The organism is Streptomyces sp. NPDC045955 (assembly GCF_056430805.1).
In genome coordinates, this window is record NZ_JBWKKY010000028.1 from 1 (window position 1) to 15,344 (window position 15,344).

Genomic DNA, 15,344 nt, shown 5'->3' on the forward strand with positions numbered 1-15,344 from the left:
CAGGATCAGACGAAGGCCGCTTACACGTCCGCCGAACTGCGAGAACGCTGATCAAGTTCGAGCCGCGTTCGACGCTGGACGTTAAACGACAAGCTCAGCGTCCATTGGTCACGTCTCTGGCGAGCCACACCGCGCGGGTGCTGGCCGGCGGCGGCAAACTCATCATGAGCCAGCCCGAACGGCGTGCATGAGGGCGGCCGCGCGTCAGGCGTTGTCGACAGTCACGCCGACCTGCGGGGTGTTGACGCGGTGGCGGGCGATGGCGGCCACGAGTTGGAGAAGTCGTGGACTTCGGGGTGCTTGGGCGGCACCTCCGCCTGGCGCTCCAGCAGCCAGGCGGATGTCGATGTGGAGCTCCACGTCAGGCCGCCCGCCCCGGGGCCTCGGCAGCGTCCAGGCGGGCGGGGGCGTCGTCGGGGAACGCCACGTCGAAACGGCAATCCGCCTACACCAAACGCCCTCTCACGGCTCGCCCCATGCCGTGAGAAGGCTTGGTTTGTTTCAGTCCCTGCGGACCCAGTACGGGTAAGCTCGGGAGCCGTCGGCCTTGTAGCCGGTCTCCTGTTTGAGGGCCGCTCCAGCGGAGGCGGTGAAGAGCCAGAAGATCAGGATCCAGGGAAGCAGCGGGAGGGCCAGGCCCCAAAGGATCTTCGGCTTCTTCCAGTAGATGGCGCCGCCGATGATGCCGACGTAGTAGAGGATGATCAGGGTGACGAGCAGGCCGGTCATGGCTACTCCCTTCAAAGCGGCCAGACAGAGAGTCCAACCAAAGAACGGATTTCAAGTTTGGCGCCTGACCCTGTGACTGGATGAGACGCTCCGTGTGCACGCTGCGAGAACGGTGAGATCGTCAGCATTGGGCATCGCAGATATGACGAATGGAGCGATTTCCACGCCATGTCGGCGAAGATGACATGGCAGCCGAAGATTGCTGAGATCTTTCACTCAACGAGCTTTCAACGGCAGCCACCAGCGGTCGAAAATGTCTCACCTATGTATACGGTGACGCGATCCGGTCTGCAGGGGGCCTCTTCATCGATGAGCGACACGACGTTGCCTGACTCATCGGCAATTTGTTGGCCGTCACCGACCGGGGGGACTGGCTCGCCTTTCTGGGCTGTTGCCTCAGTAGATACACCTGCAGGCGGCTGGGGGCCGGCCATAGCAGGGTGATGGCTCCGGCGGAGACGAGTAGCCCAGTGGCAATGCAGGATGCGCAGATGAGGCGGGGAATTTTCGCCGGGCGGCAGTAGTCATATTGATCTCCTTTTCGGGAGTCGGCTCCTTCCGGAGCAACGTGAGACCACCGTCACTCATCGGCGAGCGAGTGGAAATAGACGGACATTCGTGACTTGACATCGGCCTGGCAGCCGCAATAATTGCGATCCCACTGGCACCGGGCCATAGAATTGGACCTGCGAGGTACCGGATGGAACCGGTGTTCACTGCGGGGAAGGCGATCAGGGGTCGCGGCGGGGCGCCACGGTCAAGGTACTGCCGGGGTGGGCCTGGAAGTTCCCCGCTTTCCGATGCCGCCCTTGACGGCCTTTTTCTCCCGAAGCTACGGCGAAGTGACAAGTAGCTCTCAGTAGCGGATCTGGGGTGCGCTTGTCGGGGCTTTTGATCTTCTGGCCTCATCGGGGGGCCGTGCTCGGCGAGGTTGGTCCGGTCATGACGACCGGAGGGAGCGCGGGGTGCCGCAGGAGTGGGAGCCGGAGGACCTGATCGAGGTCTAGACGCTGCTGGAGGAGGACCGTACGGCGAGTAATGGGCATCGAGACGGAGCACGGAATCTCCGTCCCCGGCGATACGCGGCGGCGATGCACGGGCCCAGCCGGGCCCGTTGGGACTTCGAGGAGGAGAACCATCTGCGGGACGCCCGATGCGGTGATTCTCTTCCGGTTAGTCAATCTCCTGGTCGCTGGCCTTGGCTTCACGGGTCGAACAGGCGCTGAGCGCACTCCTGGCAGGTGCACTGCAGGGTCGCGCCGTCGTCCTCCCCGCCGTCGCGGGGGGGGGCTCCGGTCAACGCCTTGGGCACCACCATGAGCGAGTATGGAGCCCTTGCCGCCGTGCAGCAGAGGCAGCCGCCGCCGTAGTTCGTGCTCTACGAAGCGCACCGGGGGCGGTCGCCAGGCAGCGGACGGCCGCCACGAGACGGGGCACGGCGTGCACCGGGACCTGAGCGGTCGACTTCAGGGCCGGCTCGTTGCGTCGGCGGTACGAGAGTCACGGCCGGGGCCGGGCTGGCCGTACGGCGAAGGGCGTTGGCGGGTTCAGCGGGTGGCGAGCAGGTCCCTCATGGCGGTCGCCTGAGGAAGTACACCGATCGCCGATGCCTCCGCGCCGTAGGCCGACAACAGCCTGTCGACCGCGGCGGCGGCCTCATCGAGTTCTCGTCCGGACAGCAAGCGGGCCTGGGCGAAGTGCAGCAGCGCCATGGCGACGTCGGGTCGTGCACCCACGTCGTCGGCGGCAAGGCGCTCAGCCGTCGCCCGCGCCTGATCGGTGGCGTCGAGTAGCTCGCTCTGCCGTGTCGGTCCTTCGTCGAACAGCACGAACACCAGGTTGTTGAGCGACCGCAGCAGCGTCGTACCGTGGTCGTGGAAGGCCTCCGCCGCCAGGCCCCGACGAATGGAGACCGCCTCGGCCAGGCTCGTTCGGGCCGTGGCGAGGTCACGCTGCCGCAGGCTGAGGAACCCGAGGTTGTTCAGCGCCGCCGCCAGCCCGGGCAGGTGCGTCCCCGGGTCGGCCTTCACGAGCTCCCGGCGGATCGCGACGGCCTCCACCACGGCGGCCCGTCCCGCTGCCTGGTCGTCCTCGAAGCGCAGACCGCCGAGACTGTTCAACGCCCGCGCCAATGCAGGCAGTTCAGTGGAGTCCTGCTCGGACAGGCCGCGCAGCACCTCTGTGTACTCCGTGAGCAGCGACATCGCCTCGGTCCGCTTCCCCTCGTGCACGGCAAGAGCGATGTACGGATCCAGGATCGTCGACCGCATCCGTGCACAGGCGGTCACCACCTCGAGGTCGGGGGCCGGGAGGGTGGCCGCTTCCCTAAGACCCCGCAGGGCCTCGTCGAAGCCATGGAGCCCCAGCGCCATTCGGCTGCGTTCGTACAGGCACCGCGCGACTGTGGTGTCCCCGTCCGGTCCGGTGAGCTGACGAGCCTGCTCAAGCGCTTCGTCGAGTTGGGCCACCGCCGCCTGAGCGTCACCTTCCTCCTCCAGCCGGAACGCCAGGTCCACGAGCGATCGGACGAGTGCCGGGCGGTACTGCTGCGGATGCACGGATGCCAGCATCCTGTACAGATCGGTTCGCTGGTGCGGACCCTCCGCCAACTTCCAGACCAGCGAGGCACCTGGCCGTAGCTCGAACTCGAAGGCGAAGGAAGGCCCTGTGTCGGTCTCGTCGGGCGGTGGGGCCGGCGCTTGCCGCACGGCCGTCACGGCGGCGGCCGCTTGGGCCCGGAACCGCTCGCGCTCGTATCCGGCCAGATAGGCCCGGGCCTCCGGGTTGTCGGCGGCGGCGGTCCGCCACATCTCGTGGAGACTCATTCGTCCTCGAAGGTGATGCCCGGCGTCCGTTGCCGGACAACCGGACTCATCCTGCTCAGTGCGGTGTGGCGCAGCACGGCGACGCTGTCGCCGAGGCTGGCGACGAGGGCGTCCCGTGTGTTCGAGGGAGTGTCGAGAAGGCCGAGCAGCAGCAGCGGGCCGCTGACCGTGGCGGCGCCGTGCGCCCAGGCGTACGTCTGTGCCTGCCGCATCTCGGCCCGCTCGACCCATTCGAAGGGGCGGAACGGCTCGACGGGAGTGTCCTGGAAGCGCCGCAACGACCTGGTCAGTCTGGGCGTGACGCCCGGTCTGGCCGCCTCGAAGCAGCTGGTCACCGAGTGGTCGGGCAGGTGAAGCAGGGCAAGGAGCACATCGGGGGTGAGCAGCATGCGATCGCGTTCTCGGCATGCCTCGTACGCAGCCCGCAGGGCCTCACGCAGCTGGCCGTCCGGCCCGATGGTGCGCGCCAGCATGCGCACGCTGCGGCGTAGGTCGACGAGGTGCGCGGCGGCGACTGCGGGGAACAGAGGGTTGCCGTTGCCGTCCACGGCCGTGTCCAGCGCTTCCTCGGCGACGACGTGCAGCAGCCGGTCGACGAGCTTGTCGAACGGAAGCGGGAAGGTGTCCGAGTCCAGGCCCTGGTGCGTGGCGATCTCCCGCCATCGGTGGGCACGCGCGCCGTGGTCAACCTCCTCGGGTGCCAGCAGCGGCAGGTCCCCGTCGGCGGCGGCGCTCACCATCTGTTCCAGCAGGCTCACCGCGTGCACCAGATCGAAGTCCGTGATCCCCTCGTCCGCCGAGACCTCCTCGACCGCACGCTCGATGGCGCGCCGGTAGACGCCGTCGAGCGCACGTCGCCGGTCGGAGCCCAGGGTGGCTCGGACGGCGAACCTCGACAGTGCGGAGCCCGCGGTGACGACGGTGCGCACTATCATCGGATCCATCGATCAGACACCTCCTCCGAGCCCGAGTCCTTGCAGGAGCGCCGCGCGGGCCGCCTCCGACTCACCGAGGTCGGCATGGCACTGGGCGAGCAGGCCGAAAGCGCGCGGCTGTACGGGGTCCAGGGCCAAGGACCGCCGGACCGCCTCGATCGCGCCGGCGGGGTCACCAGCCTCTCGTTGCGCCCCGGCCCACGCCAGCCACGACGCGGCATCCTCGGGCCACCGTTCCACGCACAAACGAGCCGCCTCGGCCGCCTCGTCCAGCCGTCCCATGGCGATGCACTGCCAGGCGAGCGACCGCCTCAGGACCCGATCGTGCGGGTCGGCCGCCGCCTTGGCCCGCAGGTCGGCAAGAAGATCCTCATGACGGCCGGTGAACGTCATGTCCATGAGACTCCCGCCGCGAGGGTCGTAGTGAGCCGAGGCGGAGGCCGTCAGTCCGGTGGTGGCGCGCAGCGTGAACTCCAGTTCCTCGAGGTCCGGGGTGCCCCCGCCGACGTAGGTCAGGACGCCCGCGTCAGCGGTCTTGCCGAAAGCCAGGATCCGTCGGTTCCCGAACGTGGGGAACCGCGTCGAGCGGACTTCGGCCAGCAGCGACTGCGGAGCCGGGGTATCCATGTCGACCGGCTCGAACCCGAGGCGCGCGGCCAGGACCGTCATCGGCTCGGCGAGCCGGTCGTCGGGCACCTCAGCCAGGAACAGCTGGGCCACCCCGGACACCTCGACGACGGTACGGCCGAGCCGCTCGGCGGCGGTGCGGACGAACCCGTCGAACTCCGGCGTGTGTAATGGCCGTGTCGGCGCGCTCACGGCACAGCTACGGCAGCGCAGCGCCACGCCGGGGCTGCGGTCGGTCAGCACGAGTACGCCGCAGGCGGGGCAGCGGTGGTAGAACGGCGGGGTCTCCCGACGCCGGCAGGACGGCCCCACCGTCCCCATGACGGCGCTGAGCCGAGTCAGTGAGTGGGCCAGGCGGTCGAGGTAGTCGGGATGCTCCGGCGGCCCGAAGAAGTCGAAGGAGTAGAAGCCGCGGTCCACATGGACACGTACGCCGAGAAACAGCCGACCGTCGCGGGCGGCCGCGTAGCCCTCGGCGATGCCGGGATCACTGAGGGGATCGGGCTCGCCCGGTCTCCCCTCGGTCACCTCGAAGCCGGGCGGAAGGATGTCGCGCAGGGGGCGGTAGCTGTCGCTCAGTTCGGCGGCCAGGGCCGGGGGATGCCCCGTGGGCGGACTGCCGCCCCGTGGAGGCCCTGCCGTTGCCGCGAGGACTGCGGCGAGCCGGTGCGCTTCCGCTGTGATGGCCTCGGCGGCCTCCGGCCAGGCCTCGCGCACCCGAGTCGCGAAGGCAGCAGCGTCCTCGGCATTGTCGCCGTCGGCCAGCAGACAGGCCCAGAGGCGAGCCGCCCACTCCGGACTGGTTTGCCCCTGTCGGCCCAGTTGCTCCAGCACGGCCCAGGCGACGGCGGTCGAGCCCAGATGGTCCATGCAGACCGCCGCCAGTCGCATGGCGGGGACCATCTCGTGCGGCGCCAGCTGAACGGCGTGCCGGTAGACGGTCTCCGCCGCAGCGTAGTCGCCGGTTCCCTCGTAGGCCTGACCGAGGTTGGCCCAGATCTCATAACTGCGCGGCATCAACCGGGAGGCCTGAAGGAGCAACGGGAGCGCGTCGTCGTGGTCTCCGCGCTCCATGTACACCGTGGCGAGGTTCATCAGTACGGCCGCTCGCCCGGCCTCCTCGTTCTGCTCGGCCACCGTGCGGCGCAGCAGGTCGATCGCCTCGTCGTAACGGCCGAGACGTTTGAGCGACAGCCCCTTGCCGTTCTGGCACGAGAGCCGGACGGCCGGGCGGGCTGCCCCTTGAAGGGCGCGGTCGAAGTCGGCGATGGCCTCGTCGTCCCGCCCTGTCAGGGACAACGCGTGTCCCCGGCACGCGAGGACGGCCGGTGTCACCAGATGCGTCGGCAGCGCGTCGGCCTCCTCGATCGTCAGGGCGTACTCCTGGAGCCCGAACAGGCTCTCCAGACGGGACTCGCTCAGACTCGGTGCTGCAGCGTCGAGTTGGAGCTGGACGCATGCGCTGACGTCCATGATCCGTGTGGTGAGACCGGGGGCGTGGCGCCCGGCCGTCCTGAGGATGTCGAGATAGATCTGCGCGAACGAGGCCGGGCGCCCGGCGGGTTCGTCCGCGAGGCAGGTTCGGGCGAGAGAGGCGAGAGCGGCGGGGCCGGGACCGGGACCGGGCTCCGCCGTGGGACCTCCCTCCTGCCAGAGCCGACCGGTGAGCAACTCCCAGAACAGAACGCCGAACGCGTAGATATCCGACGCCACCCCGGCTGCGGCCGGGTCGGCCCGCAACTCCGGCGAGCGATAGGCCGGGGTGCCGGCCATGACGTGGGCCTCGTCGGCCGCGCGGGCCAGCCCGAAGTCGGAGATGAAGACGACATCACCGGCGAGCAGCACGTTCTCCGGCTTGAGATCGCCGTGGACGAGCCCGGCGACCCTCTCTCCGGCCAACTGCATGCCGAGCGCGACCTGTGCCGCCAGGAACGCTGCCTGCCAAGGGTCCCGGCACCGCTGGGCGATGACGTCGCGCAGGGAGCTCACACCGCCCAGCACGGCCGGCATCAGCACGAAGGGGCGGTCCTCGACCTGCTGGAACCCCAGCACGGGCATGATGTGCGCGACCCCGGCAAGCCGGGACCACAGGCGCACCTCGCGCAGGTAGGCGACGCGCACCTCCGGCGAGAAGAAGAAGCGGCGCTGGAACGTCTTGCACGCGATGGCTCCGCCGTCCGCCTCGCCCGCCTCCCGGCTACGGCATATCAGCACCTCGCCCATTCCGCCGCGGCGGACCTCCAGAATGTCGAGGTCTCCCAGCCGCCCTGACGGGCCTTCGAAGCTGGACACTGCATCGGCGCTGGCGAAGAGGCCCCCCAGCAAATCGGCCGGCGTCTGCATACGTCCAGCCTACTGGTGAGACCGTGACCGTGTTCCCTGTTCCCGCCACTCGGCTTCCAGCCGAGCGCAGCCGCGCTCCGACCCGGCCGGGACGCAGGAAGAGGCGTGCCGGGCAAGCAGGTGGCGCGTGGCGTGAGGCAGCCGTCGATCGGACTGGGCGGTCACCCGCGGTTCCACCCGTCTGAACCGGCCAGCGAGCCATAGCCCGGTGCGGCAGGATGCGTCGCCCCGCAGAGGCGCGGGCCGCGTACGACCGCCGGCACCTACATCGAGATGGCCTCCCGCCTGGCCGAGCCGGTCCTGCTCGGCCTCGCAGTCCTCGCCGTCCGCGGCCGCATCAAACGATGAGCCGGGGGCCCTGAGGAGAGCCGCAAGCAAGACGGAGGTTTTCCCGGGAATCTCAACGCCTTATCGCGGGGCCTCCACACAGCATGAGCCGCGTTTCAGCAAGCCGCAGTATTCTGTCGGTTCCCCACGCGGAGGTGTTCCGTACAGCGCCATCGGCCACGGTGAGTCTGGTTCGTCCTCCCCGCCGACGCGGGGGTGTTCCGACCGTGAGCCGGGCCTTGGCCGTGCTCAAGAGGTCCTTCCCGCCGACGCGGGGGTGTTCCGAGGAACGCGCTCTCCTGCTCGCCGGCCTCCTGGCCCTCCCCGCCGACGCGGGGGTGCTCCCGCAGAGCCCATGAGCGAGTGACAGTCGGCGGCCGCCGTCGCCGCCCGCGCCTACGCCCTCAACCACGAGCCAGAGCAGGCTCGCGCCGCGCTGGGGCCGCCGACGCCCTCATGAACCGGCTCCCCGAAAGCGAACGGTCGGACACCTGGCTGACCTACTCCGAGCAGAAGCACCACGTGCACCTCAGCCACGCCTACACCACGCTCGGAGAAACAGCCCGTGCCCACGACAGCCAGCAGCGAGAGCTGGAGCTGTCCGCGCCGACCAGCACCATGACGCGCAGGTTCTGTTTCCTGCTGCTGGCCTCTGGGCCACGATGGCGTTCACCGGTGCCTTTGTTGTTGATCGCTGCTCTGCGCTGCATGAGATACGGCAGGATGACCTGTTATGGGACGTGGGGGGCCTGGCTGGACGCCGGGGCGTGTGGGCGGACTGTACCTGCTGCTGGTCGTGTTGGGGGTCGCCGGACCGCTGGTGCTGGCCTGGCGATTCGATCTGGGGATGGCCGAGACCGCGGCGCCAGTGGTGGCGAGTCTGGCGCCGACGTACATGGCCTGGGAGGGGCTCCGCATCGCCTGGAAGTCCTTCCGTGCCAGCGCCGCCACTCTGGACACGGTCGCCGACCGACTGGCCACGGCCGTCAAGGCCCAATGGGACAAGGAGACGGTCTCCCGGGTCTACGACCCCTATCCGCTCCCCGTAGCCTGGCGGGCCGCCGACGCTGAGTTGGCCGAGCCGTGGCCGCGCCTCAAGGATCTGGCCCAAGCCTGGCCTGGCGGGCCGCCCGGCGACCTCGCCCAGTGGCCATCGGAGTCCGCCGGACTGGCCGGCCAGGATTCACAGATCGGCACGGTGTTCGCCGACCGGGTGCCGACCCGGCGGCTGGTGATCCTGGGAGAACCAGGGGCGGGTAAGAGCGTGCTTCTGATTCGGCTGCTTCAGGACCTCATCGAACGCCGAATCGACGGCGACCCGGTACCCGTGCTGTTCTCCCTGGCTTCTTGGAACCCCCACCAGCCGTTGAGAATGTGGCTGGCCGATCAGTTGCGGCGCGATTATCGTGCCCTTCGCGACCCCGCTCCCACCCAGGTCACCACTCCCGTTCACGGGCCCGGGGACCTGGCCCGGGCGCTGCTGGACACTGGCCGCATCCTGCCCCTGCTCGACGGCTTTGACGAACTCCCGCCCGATCTGCACCCGGCGGCGTTGGATGCCCTCAACCGGGCCCTGTCTGCCAAACAGCCCCTGGTCCTGACCAGCCGCACTGACCTCTACCGGGCTGCCCTGAACCGCCCGGGCACCACGGTGCGCCTCAACGGCGCCGCCGCCATCCAACTGCTGCCGATCTCCGCTGAGCAGGCAGCCGTCTACCTGCGCCGGGATGCTGGCGGTCCGGACACCCCCGCCGCCGCACGGTGGGATGAGGTGATCTCACGGCTGGGCACCGACGCCGTGGTCGGGCACACGCTCAGTACCCCGTTGGGTCTGTTTCTGGCCCGCACCATCTACAACCCCCGCCCCCACACCGCCCCCGAGTCAGCGGCTCCCCACCCGGACGAACTCTGCGACACCACGGCCTTCCCCGAGCCCGCCGCCATGAACACCCACCTGTTCAACGCCTTCATCCCCGCCGCCTACACCCCCCACAGCCCCCGCCCGCCCCGCTGGACCCCCGAACAAGCCCACCACACCCTGACCTTTCTCGCCCGGTTCCTGCAGACACACCGCGGGGGCAGCCCCGACCTGGCCTGGTGGGAACTCCCCCAGGTTCTCCCCATGAACGTCTACCTGGCCGCCTGGCTCGCGGGCGGGTTCGCGGGCGGACTCGCGTTCGGGTTCGCGGGCGGACTCATGACGGGGCTCATAGATGGGCTCGGGTCCGGGCTCGAGTTCGGGCTCGCGGGCGGACTCATGGCCGGGCTCGCGCTGGCCGCGATCGGAACGAGCAGGGGAATACCTGCACCGAGTACACGGCTGCGCTGGTCACCCCGCAATAACGCGAACCACCTCGTGTTCGTTCTCGTGCCCATTCTCGTACTCGGGCTCGCGGCCGGGCTTGCGGCCGGCCTCACGGGCGAGCTCGTGGCCGGGCTCCTGACCGGGCTCCTGACCCTTTTCGCGTTCGGGCTTGCGCTCGGACTCAGGCCTGAGAAACCTGACCGGCCCATCAACGCCGCCCCTGCCGCGCTGCTCTCAGCAGATCGCCGGAACTTCATCGCGTTCGGGCTCGTGGTCGTTCTCCCAGTCGGACTCGCGGCTGGCCTCACGTTCGGTCTCGCATTCGGCCTCGCGAATGGGCTGGCATTCGGGCTCGCATTCGGCCTCGCGAATGGGTTCGCGTTCGGGCTCGCATTCGGCCTCAGAAACACAGCCTGGCCGTACTTCGCGATGGCCAAGGCCTATCTGACAGTACACCGCAAAGTCCCGCGGGATCTGATGGCATTCCTGCAAGACGCACACGAATACCGGGGCGTGCTGCGCCAAGTCGGGGCGGTGTATCAATTCCGGCACGTCGAACTGCAGCGCCACCTCGCTCAGTAGCAGGCTTGAACACCTGTGACCCCGCACCCGGGCTCCTGCGCCATCCACCATGAGGAGGACTTCACCACGATCAGGACGGAATGAGGGCTGATCATTTTGAGGCTTGGTGAGGGGCGCGTTGCGCGAGGTGCTGACCGCCTCAAGGCCGGCTGGCCGGTTTCGAGTACACCGTCAGCGTGTTCCCGGCCCGGCCACCGCGCCGGGGTCTCTCCGTGCTGGCTGATGAAGTCACGCTCCTTGCGTGCCCTCCGGTTGAGAGTTGTCCCTGTCGTGGTGGTGGAGCTGGTAGAAGTCCGTCATCGCGGGCGAGGAGAGGGAGAGAGCCCGCAGGGGCCCCGGAGTGCGCGATCGTCTGGGGGCAGGCCGGCGCCGTCGACCCACCGCCTGCAGTGAGTACGGAACAGCGCGCCCTCCGGGATACGCCACTTCTCGCCTCAGCGCGCTGGTGTGCTGCCCAGCCCGCCGCGACCTCGTCGTACCAGTCGGTGCCCGCCTAGGAGGTGGCTTCGGACGCCCGTTCGACCGTACGGGCCTGCGGCACTCATCCCCGCCGTCGTCGGTCTCGTCCCCGTCGGCACCTGCCCTACGTCAGCAGCCGAAGTACCCGGTAGCGCTTCCTTGGCCGCCGGCCAGGGCAGCCGATGAACCGCGTCCCTACACAGCGCTGAAGGATTTCCGCAGTCCGCCAACTCGTCCTTCAGGCCCCAGCCACCGTTATCGCGATAGCCCGGGGGCTACCACGACAAGACCGCCACCCGGCTGGACACCGAAGCTGGCGGAACCTGCGGCAGCCCTGTCCGGGACAAGGTCCGAACAAGGCCCGGACCAGCCCGGACAGTCGGCGAACTGTCCGGGACAGCCGGCTTTCATTGCTTCACCTGTCGATGGCCAGCAGCCTGTGTGGTGTCTGGCTGGCCAAACGGTCGTCACAGCCCGTTGCGTCGATGAATCACTCTCCACACAGCGGGCTGATCCTGACCTACAACCGTCGATCCGCGACGTGTGGATGACATCCGTTTTGTCCTGCTTGGCGGGCGCCAGCAGGATTATGAAGGAGGAGCTCTTGCAACTGTTCAAAGGACTCGGAGTGGCCATCGCTGCGACCGCGGCAGCCTTCGCGATGATGCCGTCAGCGTCAGCAGCGGCTCAGGCGGACACCATGTCCGCGCCCCCGGCTCCCGCAGCCGTGAACTGCGACTGGAACCCCACCAAGAGCACCACCGGCGTGAGCCTCACGACCACCAAAGAGATCAGCCTGAGGTACGGGCCGGCTGCGAGCTGCTCGTTCATCGGGTGGGATGACATGGATGTGTCCACGCTGTTGTGGGCTGTGTGTAAGTACCGCAACCCCGACTCGGGCAACACCTGGTACTACACCGATCCGAACGAGGCCAGCTGGGCCAAGGGCTGGATCTACTCCGGCAACGTCAGGGTCGGTTCCGGGACGATCCCCAACTGCTGAACGTGATCCGGAGTTCGTGTCCCAACCCGTCATGGAGCGTGCAGGACGAACGGGTTTGCCGCCAGGGTGAGCTCTCGGGTGTACGCACATGAAGGCAGGGCCCTTTCGATGCTGACCGTCCTCGACGGATCCCATCCAGCCAGTCTCATCCTGGCCTTCGGCCTCATGGTCGCCGTCCGGCGCTACATCGCTTCCGCCCACGCCTGACACCGCACCACGAAAAAGCGACGCCCGAAGCCATACGAGGTGGCTTCGGGCGCCGCTTCGACTGTACGGCCAGCACGACACGGCGAAGGCTCCGGCAGGTCAGGCGGCCTGGCCGAGGCCGACGGCGGTCAGGTCCTGCTCGCGCAGCGGGGTGAAGTCGACGTCGAGCTTCGGGTCGTGCACCTCGGGCTGGATGCCGAGTTCGTGCGTGGAGTATTCGCCGAACCGGTTGCTGTGCTCCGTCAGGTATGGCGAGATGTGCGCCAGGTCCTCCGGGTCGATCTCCCATCCCTCCTCCAGTAGCTGACGCACGATCTCCGCGATGCCCAGGGCGTTGTGGAAGATCACCGCGTTCGTGAGCAAGGCGTTGAACAGCGAGCTGGCGGACGCTCTTCGGGGCGGCCGAGGATCGCCACAGACGGCTGATCGCGTCCATCGCGTCCACGAGCCCGCTGGCGGTCACCCTCCACGGCGACCGAGAATCGTGGCGAGTCCGCTCCTGCGCTCCGCCACCGGAATGAACCCAGGGCAAGCCTGTCCGCTGGGGTCCTGGTCACCAGTACGTGTAGTGCCGTGATCAAAAACGTAATGCGTGCTGGGGCCACCGCTGCCTTGGCCCTTCTTCCGCTGACCCACTCCGCTTCCGCCGAGGCCCTCTCGGCACGGGCGGCGACTGCCCGTCTGGCTACGTGTGCATCTACCCCGAGATCAACTTCGGCGGCCAGCCCTGGGTGCGGCGCGCCGTCGACGGCAGCGTGAAGGACCTCCCCACCGCGATCCGCGACCGCGGCAGCTCCATCCGCAACAACTCCGACCGCCCCGCCGCGTATACGAGAAACGCAACCACAGCGGCCGGCACGTGTGCATCACCCGCAGCGGCGGCTCCATCCACGACCTGCGCGGCAACAACCTCAACGACCAGACCCGCTGTATTGACCCGCAGGGTTGTTCACGCGGGTGATGGGTGGCTGGCCGCCGAGTGCGGTGTGGCAGCGGTGGTGGTTGTAGGTGTGCAGGAAGTCTGTCAGAGCCGCGGTGCGTTCGGTGTTGCTGGTGTAGGGCCGCTGGTAGGCCCATTCGTCGAGCAGGGTGCGGTTGAAGCGTTCGACCTTGCCGTTGGTCTGCGGCCGGTAGGCGCGGGTGAGCTTGCCGGTCGCGCCGAGGTCGGCCAGGGCCTGCTGCCAGGCGAAGCTCTTGCGGTAGGGCCAGGCATTGTCGGTCAGGACCCGCTCGATGCGGCTGATGCCGCAGGTGGCGAAGAAGGCTGCGGCCCGGCGCAGGAGGTCTGCGCAGGTGGCGGCCTTCTCGTCGCCGTGGATCTCGCTGTAGGCGAGGCGGGAGTGGTCGTCGACGGCGGAGTGGACGTAGTCGAAGCCCATGCTGGTGCGCCGGGCGCGGCCGGCTTGTCGGCCGAGGACTTTGTGGCCGCCGCCGTCAGGGATGCGGCCGAGTTTCTTGACGTCGACGTGGACCAGCTCGCCGGGGCGGGCGTGTTCGTAGCGGCGGATGATCTGGCCGGTGGGCCGGTCCAGGAAGGCCAGGCGGTTCAGGCCGTGGCGGACCAGGATGCGGTGGACGGTCGAGGCGGGCAGGTCCAGGATCGGACCGATGCGGGCCGGGCCGAGCTTGCGGTCCTGCCGAAGACGGCACACGCGGGCCTCGATCGCCCCGGCCGTACGGTGCGGTGTCGTGCGCGGACGGCTGGACCGATCGTGCAGTCCTTGCTCGCCTTCAGCCCGCCAGCGGCGCATCCACTTGTGCGCGGTGACGCGGGAGATGCCCATCTCGGCGGCTACATGGGCGACAGGGCGTCCGGTGCGGACACGTTCGACCAGCAGCCGCCTGCCGTGAACGGTCAGCCGGGCATTACGGTGGAACACGAAGGCCTCCGTGCGGTGAAGATTCGACACCTCCACCACACACGGGGGCCTTCGCCATGATCAAGCCCGGCCAGTGTTAACAACGCTCCTGATCAATACGGCTAGGCGGTTTCGTTTGGATCATCGGGCGGACCAGAGGAAGATGCCCGCCATGTGGAGTCCGGCCAGGTAGATGGTGGCGGTCTTCTCGTAGCGGGTGGCGATGCCGCGCCACTGCTTGAGGCGGTTGATGCACCGCTCGACGGTGTTGCGCTGCTTGTAGGTCTCGCGGTCGAAGGCTGGTGGCCTGCCGCCCCCGCTGCCCCACGGGGCCGGTGGCTGCGCTGGTCTGCGGGGACGGGGATCACTGCCCGGATGCCGCGCTTGCGCAGGTGCTCGCGGATCGCGCGGGAGGAGTACGCCTTGTCGGCCAGGACCAGGTCCGGCCTGGTGCGAGGTCGGCCTCGCCGACGGGGAACGCGCAGGCGGGCCATGACCTCGGTGAAGGCAGGTGCATCACCGGCTTGTCCGGCCGTGAGAACGAACGAGAGGGGCCGGCAGCGGGCATCGGCGGCGAGGTGGATCTTTGTGGTCAGTCCGCCGCGGGAGCGGCCGATGGCATGGTCGCCGGGTTCTCCGGCCGGGGCCCCTTTTTGCGGGCCCCGGCCGCGTGCTGGTGGGCCCGCACGATCGTGGAGTCGACCGAGACGGCCCAGGTGAGGTCCTCCTCCGCGTCGGCCTGTGCCACCAGAGCCGTGAACACCCGCTCCCAGGTGCCATCGACGGCCCACATCCGCAGCCGGTTGTAGACCCCTCGCCAGTTGCCGTTTGGGGTGTTCCTGAGCAACACCAAGACCAGACGCGCCAAACTCACCCCCGACAAGCTCCAGCAGCTGGCAGACCTCGGACTCGACTGGGCGAGGGCCTAACCCCTGCCGACGGTTGGTCGACGCCACGCCACCAACCGAGGCAGGCGACGAGCTCCCTGGACCAGCCCGGCGACGTCCTCCAGGCCCAGGCCGGCCGTGTCCGGCGAGCGTGGCCAGCTCGACGGTGCGGCCGTCGACCAGCAGGCGCAGCACCGACTCGGCTTTGGGGGGCGAACTCGTAGGTGCACCCGGCGGCGGACAGGGCCACAACGTC

Annotated in this window: 9 protein-coding genes and 2 pseudogenes; 4 read left to right on the plus strand and 7 right to left on the minus strand. The window is 68.8% G+C overall.

Annotation, left to right across the window (positions count from 1 at the left end; genetic code table 11):
- Positions 1–191 (plus strand): hypothetical protein (locus AC07F0_RS35905; RefSeq protein ID WP_478984124.1); only part of this gene is annotated, 191 nt, incomplete at its 5' end.
- Between the two features lie 310 nt (positions 192–501).
- Here AC07F0_RS35905 and AC07F0_RS35910 read toward each other — a convergent pair.
- The 4 genes from AC07F0_RS35910 to AC07F0_RS35925 all read right to left on the minus strand — a co-directional run bounded on the left by AC07F0_RS35910 (position 502) and on the right by AC07F0_RS35925 (position 7,459).
- Positions 502–729, minus strand: coding sequence for a hypothetical protein (locus AC07F0_RS35910; RefSeq protein ID WP_478984125.1), 228 nt, complete (start codon positions 727–729; stop codon positions 502–504).
- Positions 730–2,276: 1,547 nt separating this feature from the next.
- The gene (locus AC07F0_RS35915) at positions 2,277–3,554 is read right to left on the minus strand and encodes a hypothetical protein (protein WP_478984127.1); all 1,278 of its coding nucleotides are present in this window, start codon (positions 3,552–3,554) and stop codon (positions 2,277–2,279) included.
- The gene (locus AC07F0_RS35920; RefSeq protein ID WP_478984129.1) at positions 3,551–4,498 is read right to left on the minus strand and encodes a hypothetical protein; all 948 of its coding nucleotides are present in this window, start codon (positions 4,496–4,498) and stop codon (positions 3,551–3,553) included. Before AC07F0_RS35920 ends, AC07F0_RS35915 begins: the two co-directional genes overlap by 4 nt.
- Positions 4,499–4,501: 3 nt before the next feature.
- Complete coding sequence (locus AC07F0_RS35925; protein ID WP_478984131.1) at positions 4,502–7,459, minus strand: tetratricopeptide repeat protein; 2,958 nt, start codon at positions 7,457–7,459, stop codon at positions 4,502–4,504.
- A gap of 1,096 nt (positions 7,460–8,555) precedes the next feature.
- Between AC07F0_RS35925 and AC07F0_RS35930 the strand changes: the two genes are divergently transcribed.
- Together AC07F0_RS35930 and AC07F0_RS35935 are read left to right on the plus strand one after the other, a co-directional pair.
- Complete coding sequence (locus AC07F0_RS35930; RefSeq protein ID WP_478984132.1) at positions 8,556–10,673, plus strand: NACHT domain-containing protein; 2,118 nt, start codon at positions 8,556–8,558, stop codon at positions 10,671–10,673.
- Positions 10,674–11,736: 1,063 nt separating this feature from the next.
- A complete protein-coding gene (locus AC07F0_RS35935; RefSeq protein ID WP_478984134.1) occupies positions 11,737–12,135 on the plus strand; it encodes a hypothetical protein in 399 nt (132 codons plus the stop codon).
- A 306-nt stretch (positions 12,136–12,441) separates the two neighbouring features.
- Here the strand turns inward: AC07F0_RS35935 and AC07F0_RS35940 are convergent, their stop codons facing one another.
- Positions 12,442–12,717 carry a Tn3 family transposase gene (locus AC07F0_RS35940; RefSeq protein WP_478984218.1) on the minus strand — a complete coding sequence of 92 codons (276 nt, stop codon included), beginning with the start codon at positions 12,715–12,717 and terminating at the stop codon, positions 12,442–12,444.
- A 314-nt stretch (positions 12,718–13,031) separates the two neighbouring features.
- Between AC07F0_RS35940 and AC07F0_RS35945 the strand changes: the two are divergent.
- A pseudogene (locus tag AC07F0_RS35945) lies at positions 13,032–13,112 on the plus strand (peptidase inhibitor family I36 protein); the annotation flags it as partial.
- Positions 13,113–13,253: 141 nt separating this feature from the next.
- Here the strand turns inward: AC07F0_RS35945 and AC07F0_RS35950 are convergent.
- On the minus strand, positions 13,254–14,222 hold the full coding sequence (locus AC07F0_RS35950; protein WP_478984136.1) for an IS481 family transposase: 969 nt from the start codon (positions 14,220–14,222) through the stop codon (positions 13,254–13,256).
- 120 nt (positions 14,223–14,342) lie between these two features.
- Positions 14,343–15,027: pseudogene (locus AC07F0_RS35955) on the minus strand (IS5 family transposase); the annotation flags it as partial.
- Positions 15,028–15,344: the final 317 nt, after the last annotated feature.